Source organism: Mycobacterium sp. 236(2023) (genome assembly GCF_029623955.1).
GTDB lineage: Bacteria > Actinomycetota > Actinomycetes > Mycobacteriales > Mycobacteriaceae > Mycobacterium.
Window position 1 is genome coordinate 32,198 of record NZ_JARSBP010000003.1, and the last position, 15,154, is coordinate 47,351.

13 protein-coding genes and 1 pseudogene are annotated in these 15,154 nt (G+C 65.9%); 4 read left to right on the forward strand and 10 right to left on the reverse strand.

Going from position 1 to position 15,154, the window contains the following annotated elements; genetic code table 11:
- Window positions 1-33: 33 nt before the first annotated feature.
- Window positions 34-876, reverse strand: a complete 843-nt coding sequence (locus P9A17_RS11255; protein WP_278038729.1) for a MerR family transcriptional regulator — start codon at window positions 874-876, stop codon at window positions 34-36.
- A 493-nt stretch (window positions 877-1,369) separates the two neighbouring features.
- Between P9A17_RS11255 and P9A17_RS11260 the strand changes: the two genes are divergently transcribed.
- Complete coding sequence (locus tag P9A17_RS11260; RefSeq protein ID WP_278038730.1) at window positions 1,370-2,845, forward strand: hypothetical protein; 1,476 nt, start codon at window positions 1,370-1,372, stop codon at window positions 2,843-2,845.
- A gap of 60 nt (window positions 2,846-2,905) precedes the next feature.
- Here P9A17_RS11260 and P9A17_RS11265 read toward each other — a convergent pair whose 3' ends face one another.
- Genes P9A17_RS11265 through P9A17_RS11275 form a run of 3 tightly spaced genes read right to left on the reverse strand, consistent with a single transcriptional unit; the run spans window position 2,906 to window position 5,487 of the window.
- Entirely contained in the window at window positions 2,906-4,384 is a 1,479-nt protein-coding gene (locus P9A17_RS11265) for a glutamate--cysteine ligase (RefSeq protein WP_278038731.1), read from the reverse strand.
- A gap of 9 nt (window positions 4,385-4,393) precedes the next feature.
- Window positions 4,394-5,116, reverse strand: coding sequence for a class I SAM-dependent methyltransferase (locus P9A17_RS11270; RefSeq protein ID WP_278039814.1), 723 nt, complete (start codon window positions 5,114-5,116; stop codon window positions 4,394-4,396).
- 32 nt (window positions 5,117-5,148) lie between these two features.
- Window positions 5,149-5,487, reverse strand: coding sequence for a hypothetical protein (locus P9A17_RS11275; protein ID WP_278038732.1), 339 nt, complete (start codon window positions 5,485-5,487; stop codon window positions 5,149-5,151).
- A 93-nt stretch (window positions 5,488-5,580) separates the two neighbouring features.
- Between P9A17_RS11275 and glpK the strand changes: the two genes are divergently transcribed.
- Entirely contained in the window at window positions 5,581-7,083 is a 1,503-nt protein-coding gene (gene glpK / locus P9A17_RS11280) for a glycerol kinase GlpK (protein WP_278038733.1), read from the forward strand.
- Between the two features lie 34 nt (window positions 7,084-7,117).
- Here glpK and P9A17_RS11285 read toward each other — a convergent pair whose 3' ends face one another.
- Window positions 7,118-7,675 carry a hypothetical protein gene (locus tag P9A17_RS11285; RefSeq protein WP_278038734.1) on the reverse strand — a complete coding sequence of 186 codons (558 nt, stop codon included), beginning with the start codon at window positions 7,673-7,675 and terminating at the stop codon, window positions 7,118-7,120.
- 99 nt (window positions 7,676-7,774) lie between these two features.
- Complete coding sequence (locus P9A17_RS11290) at window positions 7,775-9,376, reverse strand: peptide chain release factor 3 (protein ID WP_278038735.1); 1,602 nt, start codon at window positions 9,374-9,376, stop codon at window positions 7,775-7,777.
- 204 nt (window positions 9,377-9,580) lie between these two features.
- Between P9A17_RS11290 and P9A17_RS11295 the strand changes: the two genes are divergently transcribed.
- Window positions 9,581-10,498, forward strand: coding sequence for an alpha/beta hydrolase (locus P9A17_RS11295; RefSeq protein WP_278038736.1), 918 nt, complete (start codon window positions 9,581-9,583; stop codon window positions 10,496-10,498).
- Window positions 10,499-10,519: 21 nt separating this feature from the next.
- Here P9A17_RS11295 and P9A17_RS11300 read toward each other — a convergent pair whose 3' ends face one another.
- The 4 genes and pseudogenes from P9A17_RS11300 to P9A17_RS11315 all read right to left on the reverse strand — a co-directional run bounded on the left by P9A17_RS11300 (window position 10,520) and on the right by P9A17_RS11315 (window position 13,558).
- A complete protein-coding gene (locus P9A17_RS11300) occupies window positions 10,520-11,386 on the reverse strand; it encodes an oxidoreductase (protein WP_278038737.1) in 867 nt (288 codons plus the stop codon).
- A gap of 98 nt (window positions 11,387-11,484) precedes the next feature.
- Complete coding sequence (locus P9A17_RS11305; RefSeq protein WP_278038738.1) at window positions 11,485-12,192, reverse strand: PadR family transcriptional regulator; 708 nt, start codon at window positions 12,190-12,192, stop codon at window positions 11,485-11,487.
- Between the two features lie 107 nt (window positions 12,193-12,299).
- Window positions 12,300-12,836: pseudogene (locus P9A17_RS11310) on the reverse strand (PadR family transcriptional regulator).
- Window positions 12,837-12,889: 53 nt separating this feature from the next.
- On the reverse strand, window positions 12,890-13,558 hold the full coding sequence (locus P9A17_RS11315) for a phosphodiesterase (protein ID WP_278038739.1): 669 nt from the start codon (window positions 13,556-13,558) through the stop codon (window positions 12,890-12,892).
- 80 nt (window positions 13,559-13,638) lie between these two features.
- Here P9A17_RS11315 and P9A17_RS11320 point away from each other — a divergent pair, with 80 nt between their 5' ends.
- Window positions 13,639-15,153, forward strand: a complete 1,515-nt coding sequence (locus tag P9A17_RS11320) for an FAD-dependent oxidoreductase (RefSeq protein ID WP_278038740.1) — start codon at window positions 13,639-13,641, stop codon at window positions 15,151-15,153.
- Window position 15,154: the final 1 nt, after the last annotated feature.

A 15,154-nucleotide genomic window follows, 5' to 3' on the forward strand; every position in this document is an offset into this window, starting at 1 on the left:
GCCAACGTACGCGAGCTGAACGTGCAGCCGGCATCACCCTGCGATGCCGTTCTCCAGATACCGCGTCACCCCGTCGGTCCGTGCTTGCAACGCAGCCAGGGTCCGCCTCCCCATGTGGGCGGGCATTCGCTCCGCCACTTCCTCCGGGCTGCACCACTGCCATTCGCTCAGTTCCTCGGGCGGTAGCTCGATCGATTCCACCTGCTCGGGTGAGAGGGCGGGGCCCTCGTAGACGAAGAGCAGACCCTCGATCCGACCCGAACTCGGCCCCACCCAGTCGACGACCAGCAGGCGACCTGGCTCGATGCCCAATCCGAGTTCGCGTCGAACGGCACGCGTGCTTGCCGCCTGTGGCGATTCGTCGCGGTTCGCGACCGAACCCGGCAACAACCAGTGGGGGCGATAGGTCGGTGCGACCAGCAGAACGTGGCCGCGTTGGTCGGTGAACAACACTCCGGCAGCAGCGCGCTTCTTCGGCAAGCTCGCGAGAAAGTTGGCGCGGTCGGGAGTGATTCCGTCAAAGATGTTCTGTGCAGGCATATCTGAGCCCTCGTTCACATGGCGAATGGTGGCTGCGACAGTTGAGACGAGGTCATCGAGCCGTTGCCGTTCCGTGAGCAGGCGGCGATGGTGACCTTCGAGTGCCTCGGCCGGGTCGATCGCGGCGTCGACGATGTCGGCGACAGTGGCGAGATCCAGCCCGAGCTCACGGAGCAGCAATATCTGCTGAAGCCGCAGCAACTGCTCCTGCTCGTAGAAGCGGTGACCATTCCCGCCGACCCCAGCCGGAGGCAGCAGCCCGACCTCGTCGTAGTACCGCAGCGTGCGTGCTGTCACGCCGGACAACCGAGCCACATTCTGGATGGACCAACTCATGGCGTCCACGCTAGAAGTTAGCGCGGCGGCAAGGTCAAGGGCCAGCCAGCCCGGCTTCGTGCCATTTCGGAAAGCGCGCGTAAATTAGCTTCACGACCACACAATCTTTTGCTGAACGCGCGCACGCATACTGGTTCCCTTTCGAACACTGACCACGTCGAGACGAGAAATCTCTCACATTCCACATCGCGGACATGCGTAGAGCCGTGACTGTCGGAAGCGGAAGGATCATATTTACAGGTCCTTTCACCACCAGACGCCGCCGTCCAGCTGGCTTCTCGACTCGTCCCAGAGCCAAAAAATGACTTTTCGGTGTTGTAATTCCTGTAATTATTACGCGTCATATTTCCTGTAATAAATTACGCTTTGCGTTTGCTTCAAGATCATAATGAGTTTTCTGAAAATACAGGGAAGCGGAGGGTTACGTTCGCCTCGTCTCGTCAGGGACCCGGGTCGTCAATGGCAGCCGGCACTACTTTCGGAGGGTTCGTCCATGTCCACACACCGCAATCGCGCATCGCGCGCGCCAGTCATCCACTACCTGGCAACAAGTGTTTCGGGAGCGGCATTGGTGGGTGTCGGCGTCCTGGTCGCGCTGTCCCCTACGGATGAACCCGCCCTGGGCAGCACGGAGGTACAACTGACGTCCACTGGAACGCCACTTCAGCAAGATTCGGCGGAGCCGAACCTGTGGCTGTTCGGACTGAACGGTTCGAATCATTCGTCGGCCTCCGACAGTTCGGCTCGTTCGACGACTGCGCTCGCTCCTTCGGCAGCCATGCGACCCATGATCGGTCCCGGTGGCTGGCTGTATGGCGACGGGCTCGATGCGCTGGATCTCGACCCCGATTGCACCGCGAACTGCGCCGGACAAAACGGCGGGCTGCTCGGTGGCAGCGGCGGCAACGGAGCCTTCGGAGGTGCGGGCGGTAATGGCGGCTTCTTCTTCGGCAACGGCGGCACGGGTGGCGCCGGAGTCGCGGCATTCACCAACGCCGCGGGGCAGCGGGTTGCAGCGACCGCGGGTGGCGCCGGCGGTAATGCCGGATTCCTCTTCGGAGACGCCGGCGATGGCGGCAACGGCGGCGACGACCGCAACTCTCTCGACTCCGACGTCGCCGGCGCCAACGATGCCACCGCCGGAGCGGGCGGTGCCGGCGGCCGCGGCGGAGCGATGGCTGGTAATGGAGGCAACGGAGGCATCGGTGGCTTCGCGGATTCAGCCAACGGCAACGCCACCGCCGGAAACGGTGGGGCCGGCGGCCGGGCCTCTACGGGGACAGGCGGCAGCGGAGGCGACGGTGGCGGCGCGTCGTCCGACGGCGACGGATCGATGACGGCTACCGCGGGCGACGGTGGCGACGGCGGTCGCGGGGCGCCCGGCGGATCCGGCGGCAAGGGCGGCAACGCAAACAACGCGTTTGGCAACGGCGCCAACGGAATCAGCGGCGACGGCGGGGACGGAGGCGCATCCTCCAGCGGTGCCGGCGGTCGAGGCGGGGACGGCGGATTCACCGCTACCGACGAAGGTGATGCCACCGGCGGAAACGGCGGCGCGGGCGGCAGTGGTGCGGGATCGCAGGCCGGCGGCGCAGGCGGCAACGGCGGCGCTGCGAGCTCGGCCGGCAGTAACCGGTTCGATCCCGCCGACGGCGACGGCGGGACCTCGACCGGAGGCGCCGGTGGCGCAGGCGGGCGGGGCGGCGATCTTCTCGGCGAGGGCGGCACCGGCGGGTCGGGTGGTGACGCCGACACCGACGGCGGGCCTTCTGCAATCGGTGGCGACGGCGGCAACGGTGGGCGCGGCGGGTTGATCGCCGGCGGTGGCGGCGATGGCGGTCCGGGAGCTGTGTCCGCCGGCGGTGACACCAACACCAACGGCTCAGGTGGCACCGGCGGAGCCGGCGGCATCGGCGGCCAGTCCGGCAGCGACGGTTCCGACGGCGGGACTGGAGGCGACGCGGACTAGTAGTTTGTAAAGCCTTTCAGCACAGATGATTCCGGGGGTCGCTACTCGGCGGCCCCCGGATCAGCCAGGCAGATCCCAGGTGTGCACGGGTTCGTTGGAGTGCATGCGTTCGCAGTACAGCCGCAGCATCTCGGCGAGCGCCTCCGGCCTGCTCAGGCCGCGACCCTGCAGTGCCGTCACCGCCGCGGACTGCCACGTCGCCCCGTTGCGGCCCGTCTTCGCGCGGCCCTCGATGACTCCGAGGTAGCGGTCACGCACGTCGGCGGACACCTCCCAGCGGCGCAGCCCCTCATCGGCCAGCGGAAGCAGCTGGCGCAGGATCAGTTCGTCGGGCGTCACCTCACCCAGGCCGGGCCAGTAGAGCCGCGCATCCATCCCGTCGCGCGCTGCCGCCACGAAATTCGCTTCTGCGGCAGCGAAACTCATCTTCGTCCAGAGCGGACGGTCCTCCTCGGACAGCGACCGCAACACCCCGTAGTAGAACGCCGAGTTGGCCATCATGTCGACGACCGTCGGCCCCGCGGGCAGCACCCGGTTCTCGACGCGCAGGTGCGGCCGGCCGTCGACGATGTCATACACCGGCCGGTTCCAGCGGTAGATCGTGCCGTTGTGCAGGCGCAGCTCCGACAGCTTCGGTGTACGGCCCGCCGCCAGTTCGGCCACCGGATCCTCATCGGAGAGCTCCGGTAGCAGCGACGGGAAGTACCGCACGTTCTCCTCGAACAGGTCGAAGATCGACGTGATCCAGCGTTCCCCGAACCAGACGCGCGGCCGCACGCCCTGGGTTTTGAGCTCGTCGGGCCGGGTGTCGGTGGCCTGGGCGAACAGCTCGATGCGCGTCTCGGCCCACAACTGGTGACCGTAGAAGAAGGGTGAATTCGCGCCCAAGGCCAACTGCGGGCCGGCGATCACCTGGGCGGCGTTCCAATTGTTGGCGAAGTCGGCCGGTGACACCTGCAGGTGCAGTTGCATGCTGGTACAAGCGGATTCGGGAGCAATCGAGGCGGTCTGCAGGCTCAGCCGTTCGGGGCCCGAGATGTCGATCATGATGTCCTCGCCGCGGGCGGTGAAGATCGAGTCGTTGAGCGCCTGGTACCGGATGGACTCGCTCATCCAGCTTCCCGTGAGATGCTCCGGCATCAGGGTCGGCAGGATCCCGACCATCACGATGTGCGAGCCGTCGGCGTTGGCCTTCGACTCCGCCGCGTTGAGGCTCGCCCGCACCTCGTCCTCGAGTTCCAGCGCGGCCCGGCCCGGCAGCCGACGCGGCGGCACGTTGAATTCGATGTTGTAGGCGCCGAGTTCGGTCTGGTAGGCCGGGTCGGCGATCGACTCCAGGACCTCCGAATTGTTCATCGCCGGCTGATAGGCGGAGTCGACGAGATTGCACTCGATCTCCATACCGGTCAGCGGTTTCTCGAAATCGAAGCTTGACTGCGACAACATCGTTTCGAACACGTCGAGGCAGAGCTGCACTTTGCGGCGGTACTCGCGGCGGTGCGCCCGGCTGAACTCGGCCTGCTTAAGCTCCTCGCCCACAACCCGAGCCTATCGGCGCGAGGCCACCGCCACCTGCGGACTGAACAACCCGCCCCGCAATTCGATCTCGATCGACGGGTCGGCATGCGCCGCCAGCGCTCGCAGCGCCGACGGGCTGTAGGCGCGCAGAGAGCTGATGACACCGTCGTGGACGAACGGCACTAACGGCGCCCACGGCAGCATCGTGGCCAACCGCAGCAGATGCAGCGGCGCGGGTGGGCGCGGCAGGTCGACGATGATCAACTTGTCGGCGACGCGGGTGCCTTCGGCGATGACCTGGGCGGCGGCCTCGGGTGGCAGGTGATGGAACGACAACACGAACACCGCCACCGCGAACTCGCCATCCGCAGCGTCCAGCGACGTCGCGTCCATCTCCCGGACTGCGGCCCGCGGGTGCGTGCCGAGATCGCCTGCCGCGATGGCCGCGACCGACGCGGGTTCGACGTCGGTGACCGTCAGACGCGCGGTCGGGTGCCAGTCCAGTAGTTTTCGGGACAGTGCACCGTGGCCGGCGCCCAATTCCAAGATCTTCGGGTCTGGCACGTCGGCCACCTCGTCGAGCACGATCTTCGCGAATTTCTCGTGGTTGCCGAACACTTCGCCGGTCCAGTCCAGCGCTTTGACCACGCCCGCCTTCACGCGGTCGTCGACATCATCGCGGTCGAGGTACTCCTGTCGATCCGTCTGCAACAGCCGGTCCAGGCAGGAGGCGTCAGGCCCGCCGCGCGGCATCGTCGAGATGTCGGTGTCGGGGGCAGCGGATTTCACTGCGCCCCCGCGAACGGCACCAGAAGGGGGACACCACCGGGCATGGTGAACGTCTCCGGCATCTGCGGCCGCTTCGTCGGAACCTTCCCGCCGTCGCGATACACGAGCGTGCCCGAGTACACGCCGTCGTCGTAGTTGTCGTAATAGAAGTTGCCCGCGACGATGTACTGACACTCGGAATGCGTTGCTGTCACGGGAACGAAGACGCCACCGAACTCGGGCGACTCGCACTGCACTTGTGGGTCCAACGGTGGGGCGATGGGACCGGGCTGGGCGTGGGCCATTCCGGCCAGCGAGAGGGCTGCGGCCCCGAGTGTGGCGGCAACGCCGACCACTCTGTACGCACAAGTGTTGATGATCGGCACCTTTCCCGTCGCGCCTGAGCGAACTCTAACGTGACCCCGAGCCACGTAGTCCATCATGGAGCAATGGCCGACTTCGTCGCTGCAATCGACCAGGGCACCACCAGCACGCGGTGCATGATCTTCGACCACGACGGCGCCGAAGTGGGCCGCCACCAGCTCGAACACGAACAGATCCTGCCCAAGGCCGGCTGGGTGGAGCACAACCCCGTCGAGATCTGGGAGCGCACCGGATCGGTGCTGGCGACCGCGCTGAACACCACCAAGCTCTCCGTGGGCGACCTCGCCGCGCTCGGCATCACCAACCAGCGCGAGACATCGCTGGTGTGGAACAAGAAGACCGGGCGGCCGTACTACAACGCGATCGTCTGGCAGGACACCCGTACCGACCGCATCGCATCGGCGCTGGACCGCGACGGCCGCGGTGACGTTATCCGGCAGAAAGCGGGCCTGCCGCCGGCTACCTACTTCTCCGGCGGCAAGCTGCAGTGGCTGCTGGAGAACGTCGACGGGCTGCGCGAGGACGCCGAGAAGGGCGACGCCATCTTTGGCACGACGGACTCGTGGGTGCTGTGGAATCTGACCGGAGGCGCACGCGGCGGCGTGCACGCCACCGATGTCACCAACGCCAGCCGCACGATGCTGATGGACCTGGAGACGCTTGACTGGGACGACGAACTGTTGGGGTTCTTCGGCATTCCGCGCCAGATGCTGCCCCAGATCCGACCGTCGTCGACGCCGGAGCCGTTCGGCGTCACTGCCGACGGGGAACTGCCGATCACCGGCATCCTCGGCGATCAGCAGGCGGCGATGGTGGGGCAGGTGTGCCTGGAGGCTGGCGAGGCCAAGAACACCTACGGCACAGGTAATTTCCTGCTGCTCAACACCGGCGAAAACATCGTTCGGTCCGACAACGGACTGCTGACGACGGTCTGTTACCAGTTCGGTGATGCGAAACCCGTTTATGCCCTGGAGGGTTCGATCGCGGTGACCGGATCGGCAGTGCAGTGGCTGCGTGACCAGTTGGGGATCATCAGTGGTGCGTCGCAGAGCGAGGCTCTGGCGCGGCAGGTCCAGGACAACGGCGGCGTCTACTTCGTCCCCGCCTTTTCGGGGCTGTTCGCACCGTACTGGCGTTCAGATGCCCGCGGGGCCATCGTCGGCTTGTCGCGGTTCAACACCAACGCGCATGTCGCGCGGGCGACGTTGGAGGCGATTTGTTACCAGAGCCGCGATGTCGTCGACGCGATGGCCGCCGATTCCGGTGTGCACCTTGAGGTTCTGAAGGTCGACGGCGGCATCACCGCCAACGATCTGTGCATGCAGATCCAGGCCGACGTAATCGGTGTCGACGTCGTCAAGCCGGTGGTGGCGGAAACGACGGCCCTGGGCGCTGCCTACGCCGCCGGCCTGGCGGTCGGATTCTGGTCCGGCGCCGACGATCTGCGTGCCAACTGGCAGGAGGACAAGCGGTGGTCTCCGCAATGGTCCGATGAACAGCGCGCGGACGGATACGCCGGCTGGCAGAAGGCCGTGCAGCGCACCCTGGACTGGGTCGACGTCGACTGATTTCGGTGCGGTCTGTCAACCTCTGCGTGACAAACTACGCCGAGATCATGTGGCGGGCCTGGGCCCACCGCGCGATGCTCTGCGCATACAACGGCGTCTCGACGCGGCAGTGACGGCCTGACGAATCCTGCCGTGCCTCAGCGGCTTCGGCGAATGTCTGGCCGTGGTCGGCAATGAACTGCAGGAAATGCGTCGTAGGGTGCGACGTCACCGTGTTGGTATAGCGGCAGTGATCTCCGTCGATCTGTTCCATCTGCAGTTCCCAGACGACCTGCGTGGTGGTCCACCCGTGTGGTGTCAACACATCGGAGAGCGACACCATCCGGCAGTAGTGGGCTTCGGCGGTCTCGAAACGGTACTGCTGCACCACCAGACCCGTCCCGATCATCTCGACGTTGATCGACATCGGTGTTCCGTCGTCGTCGACGGTGTACCCCGCGGCCTTGTGGTCGCCGGGGGCGCACCGCTGATACTCATGTGTGGGAAGCGTTTTCAACCATTCGGCAATGTCGACGTGGTCGAACGGGGCCTGAACATCGGCGGTCGCCACCGCATGGGAAAGCACCAGATCTTCTCGGACATCGGTACGCATCGCTGATTCCTCTCGGGTTGTCGATGCGTCAATGCTTTCGCGACGAGGGGGTCGCGTGCGTCGCCGCTACCGGCACTTCCGAGGTGGTGCTAGCAGGAACTAGTTGCTCCCGGCCGCGACCAGGGACCGCAACTCAATGTCGGGGTTCTCCCGTGCCACGTTCTCCAGGCGCCACTTCGTCGAGAACACCGCGAGCATGACGCCGTCGGTGCGGGTGAACACCTCCACCGACGCCAGCTTGGCGAGCACCTCGGCGTCCTCGGGGTCACAGATGCGTGCCACCGTATAGGGAAGTGGCTCAAGCGAAATCGCTGCACTGAACTCGGCGGCCATCCGGTGACTGGCCACCTCGAACTGCATCGGCCCGACGGCCGCCAGGACTGGTGCCTGGTCACCGCGCCGGTCCGACTTCAGCACCTGGACGACGCCCTCCTGGTCGAGTTGCTCGATACCCTTGCGGAACTGCTTGTGCTTGCTCGGGTCCTTGCCGCGGGCCACAGAGAAGTGTTCGGGCGAGAAGCTGGGAATGGGCGGGTATTTCACGGCGACGTCCTGATACAGCGTGTCACCGGGACGCAACGCTGCGGCGTTGGCGAGGCCGATGACGTCGCCCGGCCAGGCGGTGTCCAGCGTCGACCGTTCCCGGCCGAACACCGACTGCGCATACTTGGTGACGAACGGCTTGCCCGTCGCGGCGTGGGTGAGGACGTCACCGCGCTCGAACGTGCCCGAGCACACGCGGGCGTAGGCGATCCGGTCCCGATGGGCGGAATCCATGCCCGCCTGCACCTTGAAGACGAAGGCACTGAACGGATCAGCGGCCTCGCGGCGGTGTCCGTCGATGTCTACCTGTCCGCTCGGCGACGGGGCCAACTGGGCGAGGACATCGAGCAACTGGTTGACGCCGAAGTTCAGCGCCGCCGACGTAAACAACACCGGAGTCGACGTGCAATCGAGGAACGTCTCCTCGTCGAAGTCGGCGCCGTCGGCCTCCAGCAGTTCGGACTCCTCGACAGCGGTGTCCCAGTCGATGCCGGCGGCGTCGTGCGCGCGGGACGGATCGATGTGCTCCTCGGGGGCGGCGGTCGCGCCGCCGGCGGTGCGGGTGAAGCGGATGAACTTGCCGGTCCGGCGGTCCAGGACACCCTTGAAGTCACCGGCGATGCCGACCGGCCATGTCAGCGGGGTCGGGCGCAGGCCGATCTCCGACTGGATCTCGTCCATCAGCTCGAGAGCGTGGCGGCCCGGCCGGTCCCACTTGTTGATCACGGTGATGATCGGGATGCGGCGGTGGCGGCAGACCTGGAACAGCTTCAGCGTCTGCGGCTCCAGACCCTTGGCGGCGTCGATGAGCATCACGGCGGAATCGACGGCGGTGAGCACCCGATAGGTGTCCTCGGAGAAGTCCGCGTGGCCCGGGGTGTCGAGGAGGTTGATGATGCAGATGTCGCCGCTGTGCGTCGTATACGGGAATTGCAGAGCTGTCGACGTGATCGAGATGCCGCGCGCCTTCTCCATCTCCATCCAGTCTGAGACGGTGGACCGGCGGCCCGACTTGCCGTGGATGGCGCCGGCCTCGGTGATCGCCTTGGCGTGCAGCACGAGAGCCTCGGTGAGGGTGGACTTGCCGGCGTCGGGGTGGCTGATCACGGCGAACGTCCTGCGGCGACGCGCCTCGGCGGTGACGGTGGTATCTGTCATGATCAGGCGATTTTATTGGCCGCGGCCCCGAAACCGATAATCGCGACCGCTCTGACGTGTGATTTCGGCGTGCTGGGTTGCGCTGAGCGCGACGGCGCACGCCGAAATCCCAGGGCTGACCCTGCCCGGAATGGATCAGCAGGTACCGAGGTTTACCCCGGTACCGTCCATCGAAAGGCCATCGGAACTTTGACGACGACACCGGTGAACATTCCGCGCGGACCGTTCGACCTCGCGGCGGTGTTCTACCGTCCCGACAACGTGGCTGAGAATCAGTCCTTCCCCGTGGTGGTGCTGTCGACCCCTGGTAGCAGCGTGAAAGAGCAGATCGGCGCGAACTATGCGTCACGACTGGCTGCCCGCGGAGTCGGGGCTCTCGTTTTCGATCCAGCACACCAGGGTGAAAGTGGCGGTGAGCCGCGGGACCTCGAAGACCCCTATCGGCGTGGCGAGGACATCTCCTACGCTATCGACGCCCTCGCGGCTGTACCCGGCGTCGACATGAACCGCATTGGTGTACTTGGCATCTGCGCGGGCGGCGGGTACGCGGTGTATACCGCGCGCACCGACCACAGAATCCGGGCGGTGGGCACCGTGGTCGCCGGCAACATGGGTGCAAGCTGGCGTTCCGCAGCATTCGCCCCTGAGGGCGCCGCCGCTGCGCTGGACCGCCTCGCCGATGAGCGGATTCGTGAGAATCAAACCGGCGAACTGGACCGCCTCAACTGGTTGCCGGACACCCTCGATGAGGCAGCAGCTGCCGGGGTCACCGACATCGACAACATGCAGGCAATCGGCTACTACCGGACACCGCGCGGGGCGCACCGGCGCTCGACCAATCGCCGTCTTGCGCGCAGTGATTCAATGCTGTTGGGCTACGACGCCTTTCATCTCGTCGAGGAGCTGCTCACCCAACCGTTGCAGGTCATCATCGCCGGCCGTAAGGGGGTCACTCGATCCTATGAGGCGGGAATGAGGCTCTGGGGGCTGGCGCCGAATCCCATCGATCTGATGATCGTCGAGGGTGCCGGGCATTACGACATGTACGACGTTCCCCAGTACGTCGATCAAGCTGTCGACCGGCTTGCCGACTTCTACCGGCGGCACCTTCCGGCTCGTTGAGCCGGAAGGTGCCGAAATCGCTTAGGCGAGAGCCTGTTTGGTCTCTTCGTCGAGGACGATGTCGCGGACGGCGGTGTTCTCCTCAAGATGTGCCACCGACGACGTACCCGGGATCAGCAGCACGTTGGGGGCGACGGACAGCGTCCACGCCAGCACGATCTGCGCCGGCGTACGGCCCAACTTCTCGGCCTCCTTGAGCACCGCGGGGTGGTTGAGCACCGGGTTGTCCGGCACGAATCCCGAACCGAGCGGGAAGAACGGCACGAACGCGATGCCGTTCTCGGCGCACAGATCCAACACGGGCTGCGACGTCCTGTCGACGATGTTGTACGCGTTCTGCACACACACGATGTCAGTGCGGTCCAACGCGATTCGCAGATGATCGACGCTGATGCTACTGAGGCCGATTCCGTCGATGAGACCCTCGTCACGAGCGGCGATCATCGTCGACAGCTGAGCGTCGAACAACTCGCGGTCGACTGCGGCGGGTGCGCTGGGGTCGTCACCGGCGAACACCCGCAGGTTCACCGCGGCCAGCTTGTCGGTCTCCAGCGTCGCGAGATTCTCCTCGATGCCCGCGCGTAACTCGTCGGGCTGCTGGGCGGCCAGCCAGTTGCCCTGATCGTCTCGCTTGCCGCCCACCTTGCTGACCAGCGCCAGGTCGGCCGGGTAGGGGTGGAGCGCTTCGCGGATCAGTTCGTTGGCGACGTTCGGTCCATAGAACTGCGACGTGTCGATGTGGTTGATACCCAATTCGATAACGCGTTTGAGCACTGCGATGGCCTGGTCGTGATCACGGGGCGGCCCGAAGACGCCGGGCCCAGGTAGTTGCATGGCGCCGAAGCCGACGCGGCCGACGGTGTACGAACCGAGCGAAAAGGTTTCCATACTTCGTGCTTACACGGATTCGGCGCGGTTTCTTCCTGTGTCAGAGAAGAAACCGCGCCGAAAGGGGAGAGCGTCAGTCCTCCGATAAACGGGGCAAATCAGTTCTCTCCGAGAACGTGATAAATCTCGCGACGGGCGTTGTTCACGATGTCGACGATGCGCTGCTGCTGCTCATCGGTCGCCGCGTGCGCGGACTGTGCCACGGCGCCCATCAGCTGACCGACGGCATTGCGCAGGCCCAGGGCGCCGGGAGCTTCATCTTTCAGGTCGGCAGCTATTGCGTCCCACGGCGCCGTCTCGATCTTGTCGGCCGCCGCGCGGCCCTCCTCGGTCAGCTCGAAGAGCTTCTTGCTGCCTTCGGCCTCGGTCGAGACGAGCAGTCCTTCGTCGACGAGCAGTTGCAGTGTCGGGTATACCGAGCCGGGGCTGGGCTTCCACAGCTGCTGGCTGCGCTCGTTGATCTCCTGGATCATCTCGTAGCCGTGCATGGGCCGGTCCACCAGGAGCTTGAGGATCGCGGCCCGCACGTCGCCGCGTCGGCCTCGTCCGCCACCACGGGGACCGCCGCGGCGACCGCCGGGACCGAACCCGAAGCCGCGCCCGGGACCACCTGGGCCGAACCCGAAACCGGGGCCGAAGCCCGGTCCGAAGCCGGCGTCGCCGCGGTGTTCGCGGACGTGGTCACGGAACTCGCGACGGGCCTGCCTGCGCTGTTCGTGAAGTGTTCTGCGGTCCTCGGGGCTGAAGCCGAATCCGAAACCGCGTCCCTCGAAGGGATTTTCCGGGGGTGTGAATGGGGTGTTCATTGTGTTTGTGTCCTTTGCTGACAGGAAGCACCATCTGCGCTTCCGATGTGTTGACGATATGCCAACGATATATCGGAAACTATCGTGATGCAACGTTCTATTCCGGATCAGCCGGGGGAAGCATCCATCTGGTCGACCACAGAACGGGCCCATTGCGCCTGCATCGCATTGAGCCGCAGCCCGTATTCGAGCGCCGTCAAACCGAAGAAGGCCTCGTCGGAGGGGCTGACGAACTGTCCGCAAGTCAGGGATTCGCGCAGTTCGGTAAGACGGCGGATTTCGGCGTCCGAATGGTCGGCCAGGGCTTCCAGATGCGTCCGAGCCTCGTCGGCGGGGATCAGGCCGAGGAGGAAAACCCGGAGCAGGGCCGCACTGCGGAACGGCGGATCGTCCTGCGGGCTGGTCACCCATCGCACCAGCTCGGCACGGCCGGCGTCGGTGATCTGGTACTCCTTGCGGCCCCGCGGCCCGATCGCGCGGACCTCGATCAATCCGCCGTCGGACAGCTTGTTCAGCTCGGAATACAGCTGGCTCTGCGTCGCCGGCCAGACGTTGGCCATCTACTTCTCGAAATGCTTGAGCAGGTCATACCCGCTCGCAGGTCCTTCGGAGAGGAGGCCGAGTGCTGCGATCCGAAGGCTCATGGCGGCATAGTACGGCCCCCACATTCCAGAAATGGAGCATCGGGATCGTGGGCTTACTCCGCTCCTCGACCCTCCCGGCTGTTGCGGTAGGCAGATCGACGCAGCGTGGTGAGCCACCGCGGCAGCAGAGACACGGCGGTGCCGCTGTGGACCGTCGGATCGAAGGGTTCGTCGCAACCCGGTTCATCGCCGCGCAACTCGCGGTCGAACGTCACCGTGGCGAGGTCGGTGAACCGCCCCGTTCCGCGCGCCTGCGCGACCGCGAACTCGATGGAGCCCTGCTCCAGTCGGTCACCGATCACGTCGAGCGACAGCTTGCCGTCGGGCAATGGGGTGATCATCTGAGCCCGCAACCAGAACACACCACCGCGGTATCCCAGGGGCATCAACGTCGAGAACGTCGCGGACTGCCATGAAGCGGCAGGGAGAAGCGCGGCGCGCATTGCGGAGGAGACCGTCAGGACGTCCCACCGTCGCTCTCCGTCCGCATCTCTGGACATCCGCCACGCAAGGCCCGCGAAATCCGGGGCTGATCCTGGGGTTCCGACACCTTTGGAGATGCGACCCACGACATCACCGGCGACGAGTGGCAGGCCATCCCCGTCCGCGGCGGTGCGCCGCACCGTCCCGCCGCACAGGACACCGGCCGGATGGAAGAACCGCTTGTCGCGAAGGGATGCTCCGGCCCGGAAGGGAAGGGTCGCGAGTTCCGAAATGGTCATGCGAACGACTGCCCTGTTTCCTGACAGACAAACGCAGTGAGCTGCGTTTGTCGCGGCCGCCCCAGGGTATTCGGCGCGGCATGTCCTCGTTATGGGCCGACGGCCGTACTGAAATCGCTTCGCGCCCAGAGGAGGTCGCGGCGGTGACCGAGGCCGACGTCGTGGTCGTCGGCGCCGGTATCACGGGATTGACGACCGCCACGCTCCTGGCACGCGCGGGGAAGAAGGTCGTCGTCGTCGAGGCGCGTCATATCGGTGCGTGTGCGACCGGGAACACCACCGGCAAGGCCACTGTCCTGCAGGGCGGAAAGCTTGCGCGCATCGCAGGCAAGCATGGCGCCGAACTCCTTCGCGACTACGTCGCGGGCAACGAGGAAGGCCGCGACTGGTTGATCCGATACTGCGAAGATCACGGGCTGAGCGTGCAACGCGAGGATGACCACGCATACGCACAGAGTCCCGGTGGAATCGACACGGCCCGAGAGGTTTTGGCGGCTTGCCGGGAAGCGCGTGTGGAGGCTGACTGGATCGACGAGGCGGACGTCCCGTTCCCGTTGCGCGGCGCCGTCAGAGTTCGCGATCAGGCTCAGATCGATCCCCTTCCGCTGCTCAGCAGCTTGGCCGCCGAACTGGAGGCGCACGGCGGCACGGTGTTACAAGGTGTCCGGGCGACCACGGTCGACGGAGTCGATCCCGTCAAGGTGCGACTGCGCATGACGGCCCCGGCTGACGACAGCCGCGACGAACATTTCACGATCACCGCCCGCACGTGTGTGCTGGCCACCGGTACGCCCATTCTGGACCGTGGCCTCTTCTTCGCCCGGCTGGAGGCGAAACGGTCCTACTGCTTGGCATTTGACGTGCCCGGAGACATCACCACCGCGATGTTCCTGTCGGTGGATTCGCCCACCCGCTCGGTGCGGTACGCGCCGACTCCGTCGGGGAACAAGTTGATCGTGGGCGGGGCCGGGCATCCCGTCGGACGCAGCGACAACCCCGGACGTGCCGTCGAGGAGCTCGCCCACTGGGCGACGCTGCATTACCCGGGCGCAGTTCAGACGCATTACTGGTCGGCTCAGGACTATCACCCCGCAGACGAGGTGCCCTACGTCGGCCCGCTCCTCCCGCGGCTGGAAAGCATCCTTGTCGCAACAGGTTTCGACAAGTGGGGAATGACCAACGGGGTGGCCGCGGCGCTGGCACTGTCGGCGCGCATCCTCGGCGGGCGAATGGACTGGGCGGCGGCCTTCGCCAGCTGGAGCCCACACGAGCTGAGCGGGTTATCGACCATGCTGCAGGCCAACGCCAAGGTCGGCCTGCGTCTGGCGAAGGGCTGGGTCGCGCCGCTGGCATCCCCGCCATCGCCACCGTCGGAGGGGCACGGTGTCGTCAGCGGAAAGCCGTGGCGCCTGCGTGCCACCAGTGTGGTGGGCGGGGAAGAGAACACGGTCTCACCTGTCTGTCCTCACCTCGGCGGAATCGTGGAGTGGAACGATTCGGACCAGGCATGGGAGTGCCCGTTGCACGGCTCGCGGTTCGCGCCGGACGGGGCGCTGCTCGAAGGACCGGCGACCCGCGGACTCACCAGAAGTTGAC